General features: G+C 52.0%; 12 protein-coding genes and 2 pseudogenes. 5 read left to right on the forward strand and 9 right to left on the reverse strand.

Annotation, left to right across the window (positions count from 1 at the left end; translation table 11 throughout):
- Positions 1 to 222: 222 nt before the first annotated feature.
- From arsH to LCU97_RS03605, 5 genes and pseudogenes are all read right to left on the reverse strand, one after another.
- Positions 223 to 957 carry an arsenical resistance protein ArsH gene (arsH, locus tag LCU97_RS03585; protein WP_269802793.1) on the reverse strand — a complete coding sequence of 245 codons (735 nt, stop codon included), beginning with the start codon at positions 955 to 957 and terminating at the stop codon, positions 223 to 225.
- Complete coding sequence (locus LCU97_RS03590; protein WP_232775548.1) at positions 957 to 1,427, reverse strand: arsenate reductase ArsC; 471 nt, start codon at positions 1,425 to 1,427, stop codon at positions 957 to 959. The genes arsH and LCU97_RS03590 overlap by 1 nt, the downstream gene beginning before the upstream one ends.
- A gap of 10 nt (positions 1,428 to 1,437) precedes the next feature.
- Positions 1,438 to 2,727 carry an arsenic transporter gene (locus LCU97_RS03595; RefSeq protein ID WP_232775549.1) on the reverse strand — a complete coding sequence of 430 codons (1,290 nt, stop codon included), beginning with the start codon at positions 2,725 to 2,727 and terminating at the stop codon, positions 1,438 to 1,440.
- Positions 2,728 to 2,746: 19 nt separating this feature from the next.
- Positions 2,747 to 3,097 carry a metalloregulator ArsR/SmtB family transcription factor gene (locus tag LCU97_RS03600; RefSeq protein ID WP_232775550.1) on the reverse strand — a complete coding sequence of 117 codons (351 nt, stop codon included), beginning with the start codon at positions 3,095 to 3,097 and terminating at the stop codon, positions 2,747 to 2,749.
- A 68-nt stretch (positions 3,098 to 3,165) separates the two neighbouring features.
- Positions 3,166 to 3,483: pseudogene (locus LCU97_RS03605) on the reverse strand (IS66 family transposase); the annotation flags it as partial.
- A gap of 387 nt (positions 3,484 to 3,870) precedes the next feature.
- Between LCU97_RS03605 and LCU97_RS03610 the strand changes: the two are divergent.
- A complete protein-coding gene (locus tag LCU97_RS03610) occupies positions 3,871 to 6,105 on the forward strand; it encodes an nSTAND3 domain-containing NTPase (protein ID WP_232775551.1) in 2,235 nt (744 codons plus the stop codon).
- A gap of 673 nt (positions 6,106 to 6,778) precedes the next feature.
- Entirely contained in the window at positions 6,779 to 8,011 is a 1,233-nt protein-coding gene (locus tag LCU97_RS03615) for a hypothetical protein (RefSeq protein ID WP_232775552.1), read from the forward strand.
- A 170-nt stretch (positions 8,012 to 8,181) separates the two neighbouring features.
- On the opposite strand, the gene LCU97_RS03620 is transcribed toward LCU97_RS03615, so the two are convergent.
- Positions 8,182 to 8,838: a hypothetical protein gene (locus tag LCU97_RS03620; RefSeq protein ID WP_232775553.1), complete on the reverse strand. Its 657-nt coding sequence runs from the start codon at positions 8,836 to 8,838 to the stop codon at positions 8,182 to 8,184.
- 1,510 nt (positions 8,839 to 10,348) lie between these two features.
- On the opposite strand from LCU97_RS03620, the gene LCU97_RS03625 reads away from it, so the two are divergent.
- Together LCU97_RS03625 and LCU97_RS03630 are read left to right on the forward strand one after the other, a co-directional pair.
- On the forward strand, positions 10,349 to 11,404 hold the full coding sequence (locus tag LCU97_RS03625) for a hypothetical protein (RefSeq protein WP_232775554.1): 1,056 nt from the start codon (positions 10,349 to 10,351) through the stop codon (positions 11,402 to 11,404).
- 225 nt (positions 11,405 to 11,629) lie between these two features.
- A pseudogene (locus tag LCU97_RS03630) lies at positions 11,630 to 12,789 on the forward strand (IS3 family transposase).
- A 46-nt stretch (positions 12,790 to 12,835) separates the two neighbouring features.
- On the opposite strand, the gene LCU97_RS03635 reads toward LCU97_RS03630, so the two are convergent.
- Positions 12,836 to 14,320: an SIR2 family protein gene (locus tag LCU97_RS03635; RefSeq protein WP_232775555.1), complete on the reverse strand. Its 1,485-nt coding sequence runs from the start codon at positions 14,318 to 14,320 to the stop codon at positions 12,836 to 12,838.
- A gap of 1,008 nt (positions 14,321 to 15,328) precedes the next feature.
- Positions 15,329 to 15,517 carry a hypothetical protein gene (locus LCU97_RS03640; RefSeq protein WP_232775579.1) on the reverse strand — a complete coding sequence of 63 codons (189 nt, stop codon included), beginning with the start codon at positions 15,515 to 15,517 and terminating at the stop codon, positions 15,329 to 15,331.
- Between the two features lie 413 nt (positions 15,518 to 15,930).
- Here LCU97_RS03640 and LCU97_RS03645 point away from each other — a divergent pair, with 413 nt between their 5' ends.
- Positions 15,931 to 16,293: a DUF6124 family protein gene (locus tag LCU97_RS03645; RefSeq protein ID WP_232775556.1), complete on the forward strand. Its 363-nt coding sequence runs from the start codon at positions 15,931 to 15,933 to the stop codon at positions 16,291 to 16,293.
- 170 nt (positions 16,294 to 16,463) lie between these two features.
- Here the strand turns inward: LCU97_RS03645 and LCU97_RS03650 are convergent.
- Positions 16,464 to 17,739, reverse strand: a 1,276-nt coding sequence (locus tag LCU97_RS03650) for a calcium-binding protein (protein WP_269802794.1), incomplete at its 5' end; no start/stop codon positions are given.

The following is a 17,739-nucleotide window of genomic DNA, read 5'->3' on the forward strand; positions in this document are numbered from 1 at the left end:
AGCCACGAACGGGTGTAGACATTCCACCCGTTTCTGGACGAAGACATTTCCGGTGGCGCTCGCGACATCGGGAATGGTGAGAAGCTTATCGCCAAATCCTCAAGGAAGACATCCGGCAAGGCCGCAAACCTCAGCCAGATGACGTGCGTCAAATGTAAGCGTCCAGCCATCACACGTTGTAATTGAGCCCGTGTAATGGCTGACATCCCATCCGAGCGCTTCCTAAATAGAGCGTTGATTCATCCTGGCCGATAGAGCTTCCGCGCTTTCTTTTCGCTCTGAATACCGATCAACCAGATAGTCCTCACGACCACGAATCAGCAGTGTGAACTTCACCAGTTCCTCCATCACATCGACTACCCGGTCGTAGTATGGCGAAGGCTTCATTCGGTCAGCGTCGTCGAACTCCAAATACGCCTTTGGCACGGACGACTGATTCGGGATGGTCAGCATGCGCATCCACCGACCTAGAACACGCATCTGGTTCACAGCGTTGAATGACTGAGACCCGCCGGACACCTGCATCACGGCGAGTGTTTTGCCTTGGGTGGGCCGCACGGCACCCATGGTCAAAGGAATCCAATCGATCTGCGCTTTGAACACTCCGGACATAGCGCCATGACGCTCTGGGGAGCACCACACCTGTCCGTCTGACCACAGCACCAGATCACGCAGCTCTTGTACCTTCGGGTGTTCGACTGGCGCATCATCCGGCAAGGGCAGGCCTGACGGATCGAAGATCACCGTCTCGGCGCCCATATGCTGGAGCAGGCGAGCACCCTCTTGTGTCAGGAGACGGCTGAACGAGCGCTCTCTGGTCGACCCATAGAGCAGAAGGATGCGTGGTTTGACGTTCGACCCACCTTCTAGGCCGAGTTTATCGGCACTGGGGAGATCCATCAGCGACAGATCCAAGGCCGGAAAGTCCTCGGCAGAGTCGATATCGAACTCGCTCATCATAGTGCTCCAATCCGATCCAATGCCTGCTTCAGATCGGTGCCCTGAAGCGTATTCAGATCCAGCGTGAAGAACGCTGCGTACCGCCTTTTGATGTGTTCAACCGTTGCGTCGAATGCAGCCTGGATGGCGTCGTCATTGCCATCCACTTCCGATGGGTCAGAAAGCCCCCAGTGAGTTTTGATAGCCGGGCCAAAATACACCGGGCACGCTTCGCCACTTGCCTTGTCGCACACGGTGATAACGATATCGGGTGGCGCGTCCGCGAACGTTTCTGATCCCTTGCTATAAAGGTCGGACGTGTCGATACCCAATCCTTGCAGAGTGCTCACCGCACGTGGGTTGAGTTTGGCGCTGGGGAAGCTGCCCGAACTGATTGCCGTGAAGCCGTCCGGCGCGACATGGTTGAACAGTCCTTCGGACAGGACGCTGCGACAGCTGTTGGCCGTACACATGAACAGGATCTTCATAAGATAACTCCTACGCGCTGATGCTCAAGCGCACGGCAAGTGCTGCCAGTGTCGTAAGCAGGATGGGAAAGGTGAGTACGCAGCCAACCTTGAAGTAGTAACCCCAGGTGATGCGGATGTTTTTCTGAGCCAAGACGTGGAGCCACAACAACGTGGCCAGGCTGCCAATGGGGGTGATCTTCGGGCCCAGGTCGCAGCCGATGATGTTGGCGTACACCATCGCTTCATGTACTAGCCCAGTCGCGCTACTGTCCTGGATCGACAACGCACCGATCAACACGCTGGGCATGTTGTTCATGGCAGATGACAGCAGCGCAGCGGTGAAGCCGGCGCCGAGTGTCGCAGCCCACAGCCCCTCATCAGCGAAGGTGCCCAGGAGTGAGCTGAGCCCTTCAGTCAGCCCGGCATTCTTGAGCCCGTAGATGACTAGATACATGCCAAGTGAAAACAGCACGACCTGCCAAGGTGCGTTGAACATGACTTTGCGTGTCGAGATCACGTGCCCTTTTGCTGCAATGACCAGTAGCACCAGAGCACACGTGGCGGCGACGGCACTGATAGGAATGCCAAGCGGCTCCAGAGCGAACAACCCGACCAGTAGAAGCAGCAGCACCCACCAACCAGCGATGAACGTGGGGCGATCCTTGATGGCCTCTTCTGGTCGCCGGAGTTGCTCGGGCAAATACGCCACAGGCACCTCCTTTCGATAGAACACCCAGAGCATGCCCAAGGTCGCAACGACGCTGACCAGATTCACCGGCCACATGATCGAAGCGTACCGCGCGAACCCGATATCGAAAAAGTCCGCAGAGACGATGTTCACCAGGTTCGAGACAACCAGCGGCAGGCTGGCCGTGTCTGCAATGAACCCGGCAGCCATCACGAAAGCCAGAGTCGCAGCTGGACTGAAGCGTAATGCAGTCAACATAGCGATCACGATGGGCGTCAGGATCAATGCTGCACCGTCATTGGCAAATAGCGCCGAAACCGCTGCCCCCAAGAGCACCATCAGGGCGAACAGAAGTGCGCCGCTGCCTCGTCCCCATCGAGCGACATGAAGTGCTGCCCACTCAAAAAATCCTGCCTCATCCAGCAGAAGGCTGATGATGATCACCGCAATGAACGTCGCTGTTGCGTTCCACACAATGTCCCAAACCACTGGGATATCGCTGAACGCAACAACGCCCGTCATCAATGCGAGCACCGCTCCGGCAGACGCACTCCAACCCACGCCAAGCCCTCGGGGCTGCCAGATCACCAGTACCAGCGTGACCAGAAAAATAGAAACTGCCAGCAACATGTCAGGTCTCCAATAACACTTAGCAACAGGAAACCTGGCGTACCGGGCGACCTTCCATGGAAGCAAGGCGACCTTGGTCATCGCCGAGCCAGGAGCGGTTAGCCTCAAGCGTCGCTTGAAGCACATTCACTGCCCACTGAGGCAGTTCCGGATGAAGGCGGTAGTAGATCCATTGGCCCTGTCGACGATCCTCCAGCAGCCCGCAAGTGCGAAGCTGAGCTAAGTGGCGGGAGACCTTAGGCTGGCTGTCGTCGAGCGCCCAAATCAGTTCGCATACGCACAACTCGCCCTCAGCAGAGAGCATGAGCATGATTCGGGCGCGGGTCTCGTCACCGAGGCATTTGAAGAACGTATGGGGCTGAATAGGCATGGCCAACCTGTATATTCGTTTTTACGTATATACGAATTTACAGATATATTGCTGTTATTGGAAGGTGCTTACCTTGCTTTAGACGACCAGGTATGCGGAAGCAGATCTTGAAGTTCGCTTGCCCTTTGGGTTGGCAGCCGAGTGAGTACGTCCTTTAGGTAGGCGTAGGGATCATGCCCATTCAGCCGTGCCGACTGGATCAGGCTCATGATCGCCGCTGCCCTTTTACCGCTGCGCAGCGACCCGGCGAAGAGCCAATTCGAGCGACCGAGGGCCCATGGTCGAATCTGATTTTCCACCTGATTGTTATCGATGGGCACAGCACCATCATCCAGGTAGCGCGTCAGCGCGACCCAGCGTTTTAAGCAATAGTCCAAGGCTCTGGCTCTGCATACCTGTGCCCTTGGTGACCAATGCGCCATTATCCCAGACAATCTAGCTTCCACCATTATTGGCAGGGTCACTGCCAAGACTTCGAGTGCTCGCCCCACGGTGCAACATCCGGTGGTGTCAGCCTTCCCACTGAGCACCTATCTGACTCAGAAAATGCTCGCTCTTGAACCGGGGGGGCGGAAGTAACCTTCTCGCGCTAGAAATCAAGATCTCTGTCTAGGTACCTGATCTTTGTTCTCGTTCAGGGTGGTGTTGAGCTTCATATAACCTCGGTCTGCCTTACGCCCTGCATACGAGCTATCGAAGCCAGCAGCCTTGCTCTGCCGGCCCTTGAGCTGATCAATGCTATCTTAAGCTCCTGTCATGGAGTGGATGCCCGAGTGAACGATTACGATTTTTCGCGTCTGAACGACAAAGAATTTGAAGTGCTTTGCTGCGATCTCATCGGCGCCGAAGAGGGCGTCCGTTTTGAACGTTTCAAGCCTGGTCGGGATGGCGGCATAGATGGGCGCTACTTCAGCCCAGACGGTGGCGAGTGGATTCTGCAGGCTAAGCACTGGGCCGCTACCCCCTTTCCTCAGCTCGTCACCCGCATACGGTCTTCCGAGGCATCCAAGGTTGCTGCGCTTAGCCCCGAGCGCTACGTCCTCGTGGTTTCATATCCGCTTTCGAGTATGAACAAAAAGCAGCTGATTGAAGCGCTTGGAGCTTCCTACCCTGTAAATGTTTACGGAAAAGAGGATTTAAACGATTTTCTTGCCAAGCATCCAACGGTTGAGCAAAGACACTTCAAACTCTGGATTAGCAGCGCCACGGTGCTCGTTCACTTGCTCAACAATGCTATTAGGGGTCGCAGCGAGGCGATGATGAGCGAAATCGTTGAAAAGTCAAAAATCTTTGTCCAGACAAGCTCTTTCAACGAGGCTGTAAATAAGCTGGATAATCAAGGAACAGTAATTATCACTGGCCAAGCAGGCATCGGCAAAAGCACACTTGCAGAGCAACTCATCTTGTTCTATGCCAAAGATGGCTTCGAGTTTCTTTCTATCAGCCAGAATTTACATGAGGCTGAGCAAGCTTACGTGCCTGACAGGGCTCAGCTTTTCTATTTTGACGATTTCTTAGGCCAAAATTACCTGGAAGCGCTGAAAGGAAACGAAGGCAGTCAGATCGTTCACTTCATGAAAAGGATCTTTCGTGACCGAGCGACAAAGAAATTCGTACTCACGTCTCGATCAACGATTCTAAATCAGGGGCGAATCCTGAACGATGCTTTTGAGAATGGTAACGTCGATCGAAACGAAATGGAGATAAAGCTTCAATCGCTTTCAAGTCTAGACAAAGCCCACATCCTGTACAATCATATATGGCATTCAGGCTTGAATGCTGAATATGTAGAGTCCTTCTACGTAGCCAAACGTTACCATCAGATCATTCGCCATCACAACTTCAACCCACGCATTATACAATTCATCACCGACCCGCATCGACTGGCGGATGTACCCGCTACAGAATATTGGAAGCATATTACCGGCCTTCTGGATAACCCCACAAAGATCTGGGAACATCCTTTCGACGCTCAACTCGATGATTTTGGTCGATTCTTGGTTCTTCTGGTCGCGTTCAACGGAGAGAACATTCTTGAAGAGGATTTAGCTAAAGCCTACGCTGCGGGTTTACGCATGCCGGAGCATGCTAACTTCAATGGCAAGCGGGAGTTCGCTGTCGCGACCCGACATCTCTCAAACTCACTGCTAACTCGCGTGATGGTGGGTGACAAACGTTACTACAAACTATTCAACCCCTCAGTTGGGGATTTCCTGCTGCATCGATACGCGAAAGATTCGTCGCTGCTTGAAACCTTGTTTAAGTGCTTACGTAGTCTCAGCACCATCAAAATGCTGCAGCACATGACAAGAAACCATCTCACGCCTAGCGATGTGACGATGGGTTTGTTCAGGTCACTTTTCGTGCATGAGGAGAGTCTGGGTTTTGAGGGTAGTCCGCCGGAATACCTCGCCAAACTTTACGTAAGCACCCAAAGAGGCCTTAGCGAAGCCGAATTAAAACGACGCGCAAAGTATGTTACTGCAGTCATACTGGGTAACCCAATCACGACGACTTGCGAGTATTGCCTGGTGGTGCTGGCAGATGCGGTGAATGAGGAAATCATCACACCCTCATCTGCTGGAAACTTTGTGTTGGATGTAATCAATTTCGGCATCGACGAGAAAGACCTGCCGGCCTTAGGCGACTTGATAGGTCTTCTTGAAATGAATGACTACCATGAAACAACGAAGCCATTCACAAGTCTGGCTCTTCAGTTTATGACTGACTCCCTTGATGAGATGTTTGAGGAAAGCGTTGTATTCGGAGATGGTGAAGACTTGGACGCGGCCAACAAAAATCTTATCGTTATGATTGATGATAAGTTCACGAGCTGGCAGGTCTCTGCTACCAGGGCAATGATTGATGAAATTATTGACGCTTATGACGTTCCATTCCGCATGCAAAATTACTTCAGGGAAGCAGAAGAGACTTACGTGTCTCACCGACCGGATCAGAGCAGACTGGAAGCTCTGGATATCGATGATCTGTTCAGTAGGGAACGTTAGGTAATTGGATGTCGTGGCTCTGTGTGCTGGCGTTTTTTGGTACGGAAATGGTGCGCGCCGGTTGTGTCGTTTGGCTAGGCGCTGTCTGAAATCCCAGGAAACTGAAATCTGATCCCGGATCGGCCTGGGTTTTGTACAGTCGCCCAACGTCTACGGAAAGAATCCTGTGATGGCGAAGCGTTATCAACTCTTGGATGAAGTGTGGGCAGTGGTCGCTGACCGTCTTACTAGAGCCCATACGAAGCAGGCCTCGTAGCGGTGATAACGTGGTGGTTGATGGCGTGTTTTGGGTGCTCTGCTTAGGAGCAGCCTAGCGAGATATGCATGAGCGTTCCGAATCTTGGGCAACGGTCTATCACCGCTTCCGAGTCTGGCGAAACTGTGGAACATTTGACCAGATGCCCAGACGACTACACTTCAAAATCATTGACGAAAAGCCTGATCGGTTCCACCGCTTTTCGAGCAACCCGTGCTTCATCTGGAGCGCGGAAAAAGAGGACTGACGATCATCATTGACGCTGCACGGCGAAGTGAGCTGAATGATGCCCCCTTCACCCGATGGTTTATAGACTTGGTCGCACAACTGATGAAAGAACTGCGGTCAGCGCCCGGCCATCCGAAGGGGATCGCTCACCTATAATCCTAATTCTGAATAGTTGGATAGAGCATCTTTATGCGCTTAAGACGTCACGACCAAACTGCCTGGCTGATACATTTCGTACGCGACCGAGATCCTAAACAGGACTTCCCTAGCGAAGATGCGCGTGGCCCTGGCCACTACGCGGGAGGTGAACTGGAACTTAATGCAAAAGCGTTTGAGGTTTTGAAGACGATTATTCGATTGGGAGGGTTGAAACCCGGATATTCGTTTAGGAAGGGGCGTACCACAATCTACGGGGGTCAGCCTGCGGTCTGCGCAACAGAAATGCCTCTGTATGCGTTTGCCACCTACGCCCGCGAGAGAGCGAAAGCTGGAAATGTATCAGCCTATGGCATTGCATTTCTCAAATCAGAATTTTACGCAGCCGGAGGACGGCCCGCGATATACGGATTATCCACCGAAAACGTAACCTGCCATAACGAAATGTCAACTCGCCGGATTATTGATGAAAAAGTTCTGCCTCAAAGAGAGCAGTATCGCTATGTCGCTCATAATCCAGGGCAGCCAGTTAGGCCTATCGATTGGAGTCACGAGCGGGAATGGCGTTGGATTTGCCAAAATCCCCAACTCGATGAAATTTGGATGAGAAACTATGACGGTATGCTCGGCCCCGCCCCAGCGCTCCCGATTTTCAAAGGAAGGCTGGAGGGACGACACTTTACTCGCACCTGCATAATTGTGTGGTCTAACCAAGAAGCCGAGGAAGTCAGAAAGTTGATTACCGGAATATATCTGGCAGGCGGAAACAATTACGACACCCCTTTCGACGAAGAATTGATCATGCGATCACGAATCATTGTCTTGGAGGATGTAATAAGCTCTGTGGAAGCAGGACAAAAGATTGATGCACAGACAATTGAAGGGCTTGAGAAGGCTCAATTACTGCAATCTGTCACCATCACTGCAGCCCCGGAGAATGCCGACAAGATAGTCGAAGACGCCTTCGACGCCGCCCTGGAAGCGGCAGCACTTGCAGATGCAGATTATACTGACAGATTTGGTGATTACTTCAGCGGCTACGGGTTCGCTCACCTAGCAACGGCTGATACTACGACCCCTATCGTGCAGTATCTATTAAGTGTTGGGATAGCCTCAAGCCCATTTGATGGAGTCTTATACATTAAAGTTCCAGGCACCACAGGCTCAAGAGATTTAGACCGTGCTGTAGTCGTCAATGGAGCGGTTGCCAAGGTGCTATCTGAGAAGCTTGGCATCAATGTTCACATTGTGGCACGGGAGGACTAGAACTTGATGCTCCGGGCTCTTTGATGTCGGTGAAGAATGTGAGAGACTGCCCTAGTAGCGTCGGCGCAATGCCTATTTAATAGGAGGCTTATGCGCCTATGCTGATGTGGAATAGCCGACGATACTTCTTTCTTAGGAGTTCTCGCATTCCTTCTGCATTTTTCAAAGCTTCAGTTTGAGTTCAAGCCAAGCCACTCCCCCAAGATCTGGTTGCGGTAAAAATCCGAGTGCAGGTCGTATTGAGGGTCGATGTTTTCCGAGTACAGATAAAGGCGCTCTTTTTCTGAGAGCCTCATAATATCTCCGAGCCACATTACAACGCTTTGAGATGAGTTGATGCCATAAGGAACTTTAATGTCATCCTTGGTGGTTATCAGTCCGGAAGAAGGTGTCGATTTGTGCAGCTCACAACTTTCACTATGCTCGAATTTTATCAGGACGTCTCGATTAAAATACACAGGCGTTAAATAGCCATCACTCGGAATATCTCGAATCAAGCCTGGTATGAAGAAGTGCTCCACAGTTGAATACTTGAATTGCGCACCATCTGCAATGGAGAATTTACCGCGATTGAATCTTCCGAATTGATTAATCGTAACGGTTTCTTTGTCTTGTGCTTTAGCGCGAGACACTTCAGTTTCGATGATGTGAACAGCTGGGGCAGTAAAGAAGATTTGTCCCGTAGCTGTAGATTTCAGGTAAGGTAGTTTGTCTAGAATTACCTTCACGCCGTCGTGCCGGAAGGTGTGCCTGTCAAAGCACAAGTGCAACGGGTTCTCTTCATGATCAAAGTAGCTGTCGTGCGATATCAACTGCTCAGTTTCCATAGTGTATCGTCCTCGTCCATATGATGCTCCGAGTAATCTATCTTTAGAAAACCTGCGGCGCAGTCATTTTGACATTGCTGCGCTGGGCATTATGCCGATCACATCACTCAGCGAAGCCCTAGTGTACTGAGCGGTAACAGTCATGCGTGCGGCGTTCGATCTGACCTGGGCGCAGCGGCAACATCAGCCCCCTCAGGCCGCTAGCGTACTCTATTTTGCTCAATCGACTGTTGAGTGCGCCCCCGTTGGCCAATGGTTCAGCGGCCTAAGGTTCGTGCGTAGACTCAATCGGACAACGGTAGAACGTTACGAATGCCTCATGCACCAAGGTGCACCATGGTGATATCGGAGAATATCCAGCGTTTACCAACGTTCGGACGACTTGAGGGCTACACAGATACACGCTTCCAGGCGTTTCTGACCAATGAGGGTTCGATTCCCTCTACCCGCTCCACCTTCCAGCCAGCATTTCCGGGCCCTCTAGGGAATCCCCCAATTCCAGAACCCCCATCACAGCCTCTCCCTCCAGCATCCAAATCCCTACCCAAGCCCCACCAAAAAGCCGTCTAGAATCACCAGATTTTGGTGCACCGTCGACGCCGTCCGAAATGACGACCTGCACGCGACATTGGTCGATGGCACGGGTATCAAGCCGTTAGGCGGACGCTTAACGTGGATTGGTAATGGCAACGTGCCTATCGATGTCATCCGCCTGCTGTGCAGGTCGGCTGCGGACTTTGGCGGTTCCGATATTAACGATGGGCGCTTGGCTTCGCTGCTGGGTGAAGGCATTACGTCAATCGACGTGCTGGGCCGATCGTCAGTAGGCGCCGCGAAGTTCGACTACTCGATGCTCCATGAGCTGCTGGAGCTGCCGGGCATTCATCTGGGCGTCATAGGCCTTGAGGTCGAGACGGAAGCTTGCGAGGCCAGCGAGCTGATTCCCTCCCGTCTGCAACAGCTAGGCAATCATGAACATCGCTCCTTGAACTCCTCTGGCAATTCTGGGCTTCACTCTCCCAACGGGCCTAGGAGCGCCTGTACCTACCCTTCTGGAGAGCCTCGCCTTACCGCTTGGGCGGCATCATGGTGCAAAAAGCACTTCAACTGTTTAGTAGTTTGCGACGCGCGGATATAATGTTCGAGCATGCAAAAAAACGCAGGGAAGACAGTGAAAATAAAGCCAGGCACGAAATTCACCCTTTGTTCTCCGGACGACCTAGGAAGTCTTGATTACACCACAAGTGTAATTCTTCTAAACGCCTATTCATCTTACGACAGGGGCCTTCTCCGGTCTGCACTTAGGCCAAGCATTAGAAAAAATAAACTACTTCCTAGAGAGATTGATGCCTACAATCTTTGCATACATGAATACACCCACTATCTCGACCTTCACTGCACAGTTTGGGGAATGGAGTTTGTAAGTCGCAGGTGCAGAGCGCTTTCAAGGATCCTTGAGCAAGGTAAAGAGGCCTTATCAGTCACAATGCTCAACACAGCTGAAATCTTAATGCATAAAGACTTCGAAAAAGTGCATCAGAAGCTCAAGCTTGAGCGAGTCGTAACTAAGCACGCGATTACTTATTCCAAGAAATACGGAGCTGTTATAGTCGTATACCTCTATCGCGATGGAGCTTTGATCGCAGAAACCTCTGTTAGCATGCTGTCAATTCTAGAGGCGAATGCTGTCGCCAACGAGTTTGAGGGTGAGTACCACTGGGTTGGCTGCACGTTGGGCGAAGTAACGCCGCATCAAGATGGCAGAATCGAGGCAAAGTACACTCAACTACTCCAAGACAGTTCAAGGCTTGAATACAACATTATTCACATCCTTGTTGCTATTCATTTTCCTGCCCATACGCTTCGTCATCGCTTGCGACTCGTCTCCGTCCTCTGTCAACTCGCCTTGGATATGTATGCCCTAGATCTATCCATGCTGGCGAATTTAATCAATGACGCGATAAAGAATAAATATTTCGGAGATGCGCTTTGCAATGATCTTTGCAGAGGCATGTCACGTCAAATAGTCACGTTTTATCTCGTACTTTGGCTGCATGGTTACATTCAGCACGCTAAACTGACAGTTGATGAAGTAGCCAAATATATCGACGGCCCGCTAGATGAATTGATAGATGACATGCTAGAGGCAGTGGGACTGGAGCACCCACTCAGCCGTAACATGAGCGACTTTGAGTTCCGAGTTTATTACAACACCCTTAAAAAAGAGCCAGGGAAGTTCATATTGCCGGGGGCCTTGAAAGCGGCTGCTCACAATCGAAGGGTACGTAAATCCCAACTCGCTACTAGCAGGGCTTTTCGCAAGCTGATGTTGCCAGATATAGTCTTGGACGATCATGCAAAAATCCGTCCCCTATCACGGATCAAGGCTAGCGTTTTATCTCACTGGGATAACATGTACGAGGAATGTTCCGAGCTTGATGGGATGGCGGGAGATCCTGACGTCATGAAAAAATTCCATATGTCCCCGGATGATTTCGGGCCGATGCAGCAGCGTCGCCAAATACACATGCAGAAAGGGATGCAGGAGGAGTTGGATGAATACTGATTACTCAGGTGGCCACATAAGCCTGGGACGGCACCGGAAGTTGAAAGATAGTGCGCAAAAGCATGCAACTAGGGCCATCAGTCCGTCGCTCAATTTATCCCTATACACATGCTCAGCGACCAGCCAGATCGCCCGCTTCATATCCTCACTCAAACGCCATCTGTAGTGGTCTAATGAAACCGGATGCCCATTTAGGCGAGAATGCTCGCCATAGAGAGGTGTCCGATGACCAAGCAACGCCGTACCTTTACCCCCGAATTCAAATGTGAAGCCGCCAGCCTGGTGCTCCACTAAGGCTACAGCCACATTGAGGCAGCGCGGTCGCTCGGGTTAGTTGAATCAGCATTGCGCCGGTGGGTCAGCCAGCTCCAGCAGGAGCGTGGCGGCTTCACCCCGATCAGCAAGGTGTTGACACCTGAGCAGCTAAAAATCCAAGAACTGGAAGCTCGGATCAATCGGCTGGAACGGGAAAAATCCATCTTAAAAAGGCTACCGAGCTCTTTATAGCCGAGGAACACGAGCACTCGCGTTAGTTGATCAACTCCGCTCAGAAGATCCGGTTGATCTGTTGTGCTCGGTCTTTGAAGTCACTCGATCTTGCTACTACGCGTACTGCCGAAAACGTCGGTATCCGGATGCCGAGCGGGTGTTTTTGCAAAGCCGCGTGAACGAGCTTTTTACGCAAAGCCGAAGCGCTGCGGGCAGCCGGAGCATCATGCTGATGATGAAAGAGGATGGCATGCAGATCGGGCGATTCAATGTACGTAAGTTGATGCGCGAGATGAACTTCATCAGCAAACAGCCGGGCTCCCATGCCTACAAAAAGGCGACCGTGGAGCGGCCTGATATCCCGAACGTGCTTGATCGAGAGTTCAACGTTACATCCCCGAACGAGGTCTGGTGCGGTGACATTACGTACGTCTGGGCTGAAGGCCAATGGCACTGTCTGGCGGCTGTCATCGACCGTTGTGCCCGCCGTGTTGTAGGTTGGGCGCTCTCAGCCAAGCCTGATGCCGACCTGGTGATCAAGGCATTGGATATGGCCTATGAGCAGCGTGGTCGGCCTCAGAATGTGCTGTTTCACAGCGACAAGGGCAACCAATACGGCAGCCGGAATTTCCGCCAGAGACTATGGCTATACCGCTTCACAGAGCATGAGTCGTCGCGGCAACTGTCATGATAATGCGCCAATGGAGCGACTATTTCGCAGCCTAAAAAGTGAGTGGATACCGACAGTGGGGTACATGAGCGCTGCGCTAGCGCAACAGGATATCGGCCGGTTCCTGATGGAGCGATACAACTGGCGGCGACCACATCAGTTCAACGAAGGGCTACCGCCTGCGGTCGCTGAGGAAAAACTCAATTCAGTGTCCGGGATCAGTTGACCACTACAATGAGGCAGTGGCCTCGCCTTGGATAAACATAGTCTATTCATCCAGCACGTATTTTGTTCAAAATTTCCGGGATGTCGCCATACTCCTCGTACCAGATGACGCTCACCCCTAGCTCACGCATAAGCTCTTCGTTGGTGGCATGGTGTCTTTCAAGGAAGCGCTCAACAACAGCATTTGAGATTTTGAGAGGCTTGCCACTCGCCCCTGCCATGAATTTCTTGGAAGTCAAACGCCGCATGAAAGCGAAGTGTTTGGGCTCCTCGATCGATTTGGACGCGATCTCCAATAGCCGGCGCAGATTCGGATCGGTCAGTGAAAGACCGATCATAAGGCACGAGCTTTCCTTGAAGCTGTTCAACTGAACCAAGTTTGACCAGTGATAGGCGTCACGGTAAATCTGATGATAGCCTTCCTCAGAGAAAACTAAGGTGCATCGATCCAGATTGGAGTAGCGCTGCCTATCCTCCGGTAAAAAACCATGCACATGGTATACAGGCAGTTCTTCAGCGCTTGGTGTCTCAAACTCTTCGAACACGCTTTTATGTACCAACGAGCGCGAGAGCAGCGCCCTCTCAATGAAATCATCAAAGTTATAGGTCAAAATAGATTTTACGTTGGCACCGGTTCGAGTCGGGGTACATAGCTTCGCGATAGAAGAAATCAGCTCTGATTCGACTGGGAATTTTTTGTCACGCAAAGAATAAAGCTGATGGGTGATCGCATCAACAAACCCTTGCTGTTCTACTGGTGATCCCACAGCAAGCCCTTTTCGGATATACCTTGCTAACATCAATGTGGACGGCCCATCTACTTCCATTAGCCTGGCGACGATTTCAGATACCTTAACCGGATCGCCGTGGGGGCCGCCGAAATTTTCCTGCGATAGCATAGAAACTAATAAGGAATTCAGTAGAGTATTCCAATCAGGCAATCCAGCGCTACTGGATACTCCAGCGCCAAGAATTAAAGAAAACCTGCCTGCTCGGTATTTTTCAGCAACTGCTTTTACTAACTGATCACGATCTTCCTTCCACGACCTGACAGTACGCTCCGCAGCCATTTTTAAACGCAGAGAAAACAAATTAGAGGTGAGCGTTTCTACAGCCTCCTTATGCTTCTGCATCAGCTCGTTGACTTCCTTCCCACCCCATAGGTAGACAAGATTGTCCACTTGTGGGTTTTCTTCATTGATATAAATACTTTTCTTCAGATCTGATATTTTTGGAGCAATGATCAGCAAACTGTAACCGCGACTAGAATGCCCTCTAAATTTTTCAACGGTAGCATCGAGCTTTGACCGGGAAACAGAAAATACGATTTCCACAACCAGCGGTGAAGAAATTTCACCGATACCACTTGGAGCAATGGCGTCAAAAGCTGAAACATGGCTGTCTTGACCCTCAACCTTCTGCCCTAACTGCTGTCCTTCGACCTGAAGGAGTTTGATAATGAATGCTTCTAAGAAAAGATATCCGCCCGATCCATAGTCCGCCAGGCGCTCTTCCAGAGTGTTGAAATCCATTGACTCAAATCCTAGTTCATGACATCGATTCGACTACGTTGAAGGCAAAGACACGGACTAGCCGCCATACCAAAGCCGCCTGGAGGGGCTCACGCTACCACAGATTAAGACGCCATTTATAGCCATTAGCCATCTCCTCGTCGCGCTGCTTTTGGTGCCTCTGGCACCTCTGATTGGAAGGACAATTTACGTCGAATTCACAGGTTGGAGCCGCCGACCAAAAACGCGACATGAACTCCGGATCGGACGACCCTAGGCGAGTGTTGCGTTGCGATTGGCTCCGGGGATACTGTGGTATGACGGTGCACCGTGGTGCACGGTGTAGAAAACGGCTATCCCCTCATGAAGAGGGGGCTTGGGGACGAGAGATCACTACACGGATACACACTTTAAGCCGGAAATATCCAATAAGGGTTCGATTCCCTTCACCCGCTCCATATCGACCAGAACGATGATTCATCTTCCGCGACGCCATCGAGAAGGGTGCTCTTCTGCATACCGACTCTCCAAACGATTCCGTATACAGCCCGCCTGTCATAAAGCAGCTCCCCTTCAGATGCCCCATAAGCCGTAACACTGCTCGATCAGTTATGGACGGGAATTGCCGAGCTACAGCTGGAGATAGCAGCCAGGGAACGCACAGTGACAAGGTTGTTTCGGAACCTTCGGTAGCATGAAAACGCTATCGGAGCGACAGGGAATCAAACATGCTTTGCAACAAAAACGACGACGGCGAATAGAGCCAGAGCGAACGCTGCCCCGATGCTGAACGGCAACAGTGTCACGCGGAAACTGTTCGGGGCCGGGCGGCTCATTTCCTCTGCTAAAGCCTCTACCTCGCGATGTAGCTGTTCGATGTTTGCTTGGTTACTTCGATGTGTGGACACGTCTTTTTCTCCTCCGAGGTCGCGGGCCCCGCTGAGTCGGTGAGCCCTTTCCAGCAATGTGAGTGTGTGATAGCAAACCCCAAGAAGGGGTGGACATCGGCGCATTGTGGCGAACCTGCTCTCAGACTCTGATCCAAACACTCGCAATGGCGACAAACGCGGTCACCACCCCTGCCCCTACTGCGTATGGGTACCAGAAGGCTTCATGCTTCAGCTTCGTTTCTTCCGCCGTGAGCTTACGCGCCTCAGCCAACAATTTTCGGGTTTCGACGAGGAGTTTATCGAGCTCTAAATTGTCGCGGTCGTTCAGTGAGTTATGTGCGAAAGAATCACCAACTTCCCCATTGACGATTCATTAAGTAAACATCTTGGAACTGGATGTTTAAAAACACTCGTTATTACTTCCAATCACCTACGAAACCTTGTGCCAATGCCTACGGCTGAGCCAGAATCCGCTGGCTTGTACGGCTATGGGACGGGCTATATCGTTTTTCCTGTCACTGGAAAACAGTGATCGGGTTTGGTAGCCCGTCTGTAATAGCCGTATAGCACTCTCTATGCTGTCTCTTTTTTTGGGGCTCAGCGATATATGGTGGTCATGCGTGGGGCTCCTTTGCGAGCGCCGGGTTCCTATTGCAGCCGGTCTACCAACCCGCGTATGGCCGCCACCCTCGTTTGGTAGCGAAAGTGATGGCCCCTTCGTTCTGCAATAGGAGTTCATCCATGTTCAAAGTTACGCCCAACCCTCCAGATACCAATCCGATCCCCTATGACGCAACGCTTGACGTGCTGAATAAAACAGCGCAAGACCGCGCGATCGACCTCTACCTCAATCCTGCGGCATCCAGGACGGCTACACCGTCGCGCAAACCTGGCAGCATTTTTGTCGTCGATCCCAGGGTGGATAATGAAACGCTGCTCGTCGAGGCCTGTGATTCGCTATCGTCGGCCAGCGACATGGTGCGGGATATCGCAGCGTCCGTGGATGATTCACAACGCAGAGCAGTGCTGGTGCTGCAACAGGTGATCATGTTGAGCGAGCTCGCGGTGAATCGAGTGCTGGATACACAGCGCGTTCCGCGGTAGTTGTCCAGACAGCGAAGCAAGGCGCTGCCCCACTCCAAAGCGCTTATGCCCGGCTCAAGCAATACCGGGCAAAAGCGACACATTCAGGAAGCAATCATAAAAGCGTGATCGCCTTGGAACGTTTCCTCCGGTGACTCATATCAAGCGGCAAGAGACACCGGCTCAGCGGTTCAGGTGAACAAATCCACGTTGCCTCCCCCTACGCCCGACAGATTGATCAGCTGCATATCAGCTGTCTGGATCTGTTCGATAGTGTTGTGACCTGCATACCACCCCTCAAGACGCACACCCTCCTGTGGTGTCTGCCCTGGAGCGAAGCTTGATCGGTGCAGATAGAGGTCGTCACCGATGCGGTCGGCCAACAGTTCAGAGCTGCTGATATATGACAAAACCAATTTATCGCCACTGCTGATGCCGTCGTCCTGAATCGTCACTAACCCTGGCGTGTCGATGGTGTAAATATCGGCACCCTCACCACCGTTAGCAAAACCGCCGGCCTGCAATATCAGTCTGTCATCACCCTGGCCTCCTGACAGCGAAAAGCCCATGCCTGTACCGGTCAACAGGTCGTTGCCTTCCCCACCGTCAGCCATGCCATGTGTCACAGTGATAACGTCACCTCCGGCCTCACCGTAAGCTTGAGTACCCTCATCGCTGGCAGCCGTGACGATGGTGTCGTTACCGTTGCCGCCATACAAAATGTCTGCCTGCGGCCCGTTGGCCGAGCTATCGACTTTGAAAGGTCCGATCGACGACGTCAGCCCGCCATAGAGGTAATCATTGCCATCCCCGCCGTCGATGACGTCGTTGCCCAATCCCCCCTCCAGGTAATTGACACCCGCATCTCCAACCAGGACATCGTTGAAGTGACTGCCCAACACGTGTTCGATGTTGAGCAATACATCTCCTTCGGCATCGCCACCTTGATTGATTTGAGTCTGCAAGTTGATCGAGACCCCTGTTGTGCTTGTAATGTAAAAAGCACTGTCCAGACCTACGCGACCATCGATTACGTCTGCGCCTGCTCCACCGATAAAGATGTCCTTCAGACCAGAGCCTGATAGCGTGTCGTTAAAATTGCTGCCCTGAAAAAACTCTATGTTGGCGTAGGTGTGACCAGCAGCCTCCCCTGTGTTAGCCCCGCTGGTCAGGTCGATCGTCACCGCGCTGCCAGCCTGTTCATAAGTGACTAAATCCAGGCCACCCACGCCGTCCACCCGCATGGAGGAACTACCGCCATAGAAGATATCGTTAAAATTCGATCCTCTGATCACCTCAATATCGGTGTAGGTATCACCTGCTGCGATCCCGGAATGCACGCCCGTCTTGAGGTTAATGGCCATTGCTTCTTTGCTGTCGAGATAGCCCGCTACGTCGGTGCCAGCACCGCCGAAGAACTGATCCGCTCCCGCGCCACCGTATAGGGTGTCGTTACCCGAACCGCCA

The organism is Pseudomonas uvaldensis (assembly GCF_021271205.1).
Lineage (GTDB): Bacteria > Pseudomonadota > Gammaproteobacteria > Pseudomonadales > Pseudomonadaceae > Aquipseudomonas > Aquipseudomonas uvaldensis.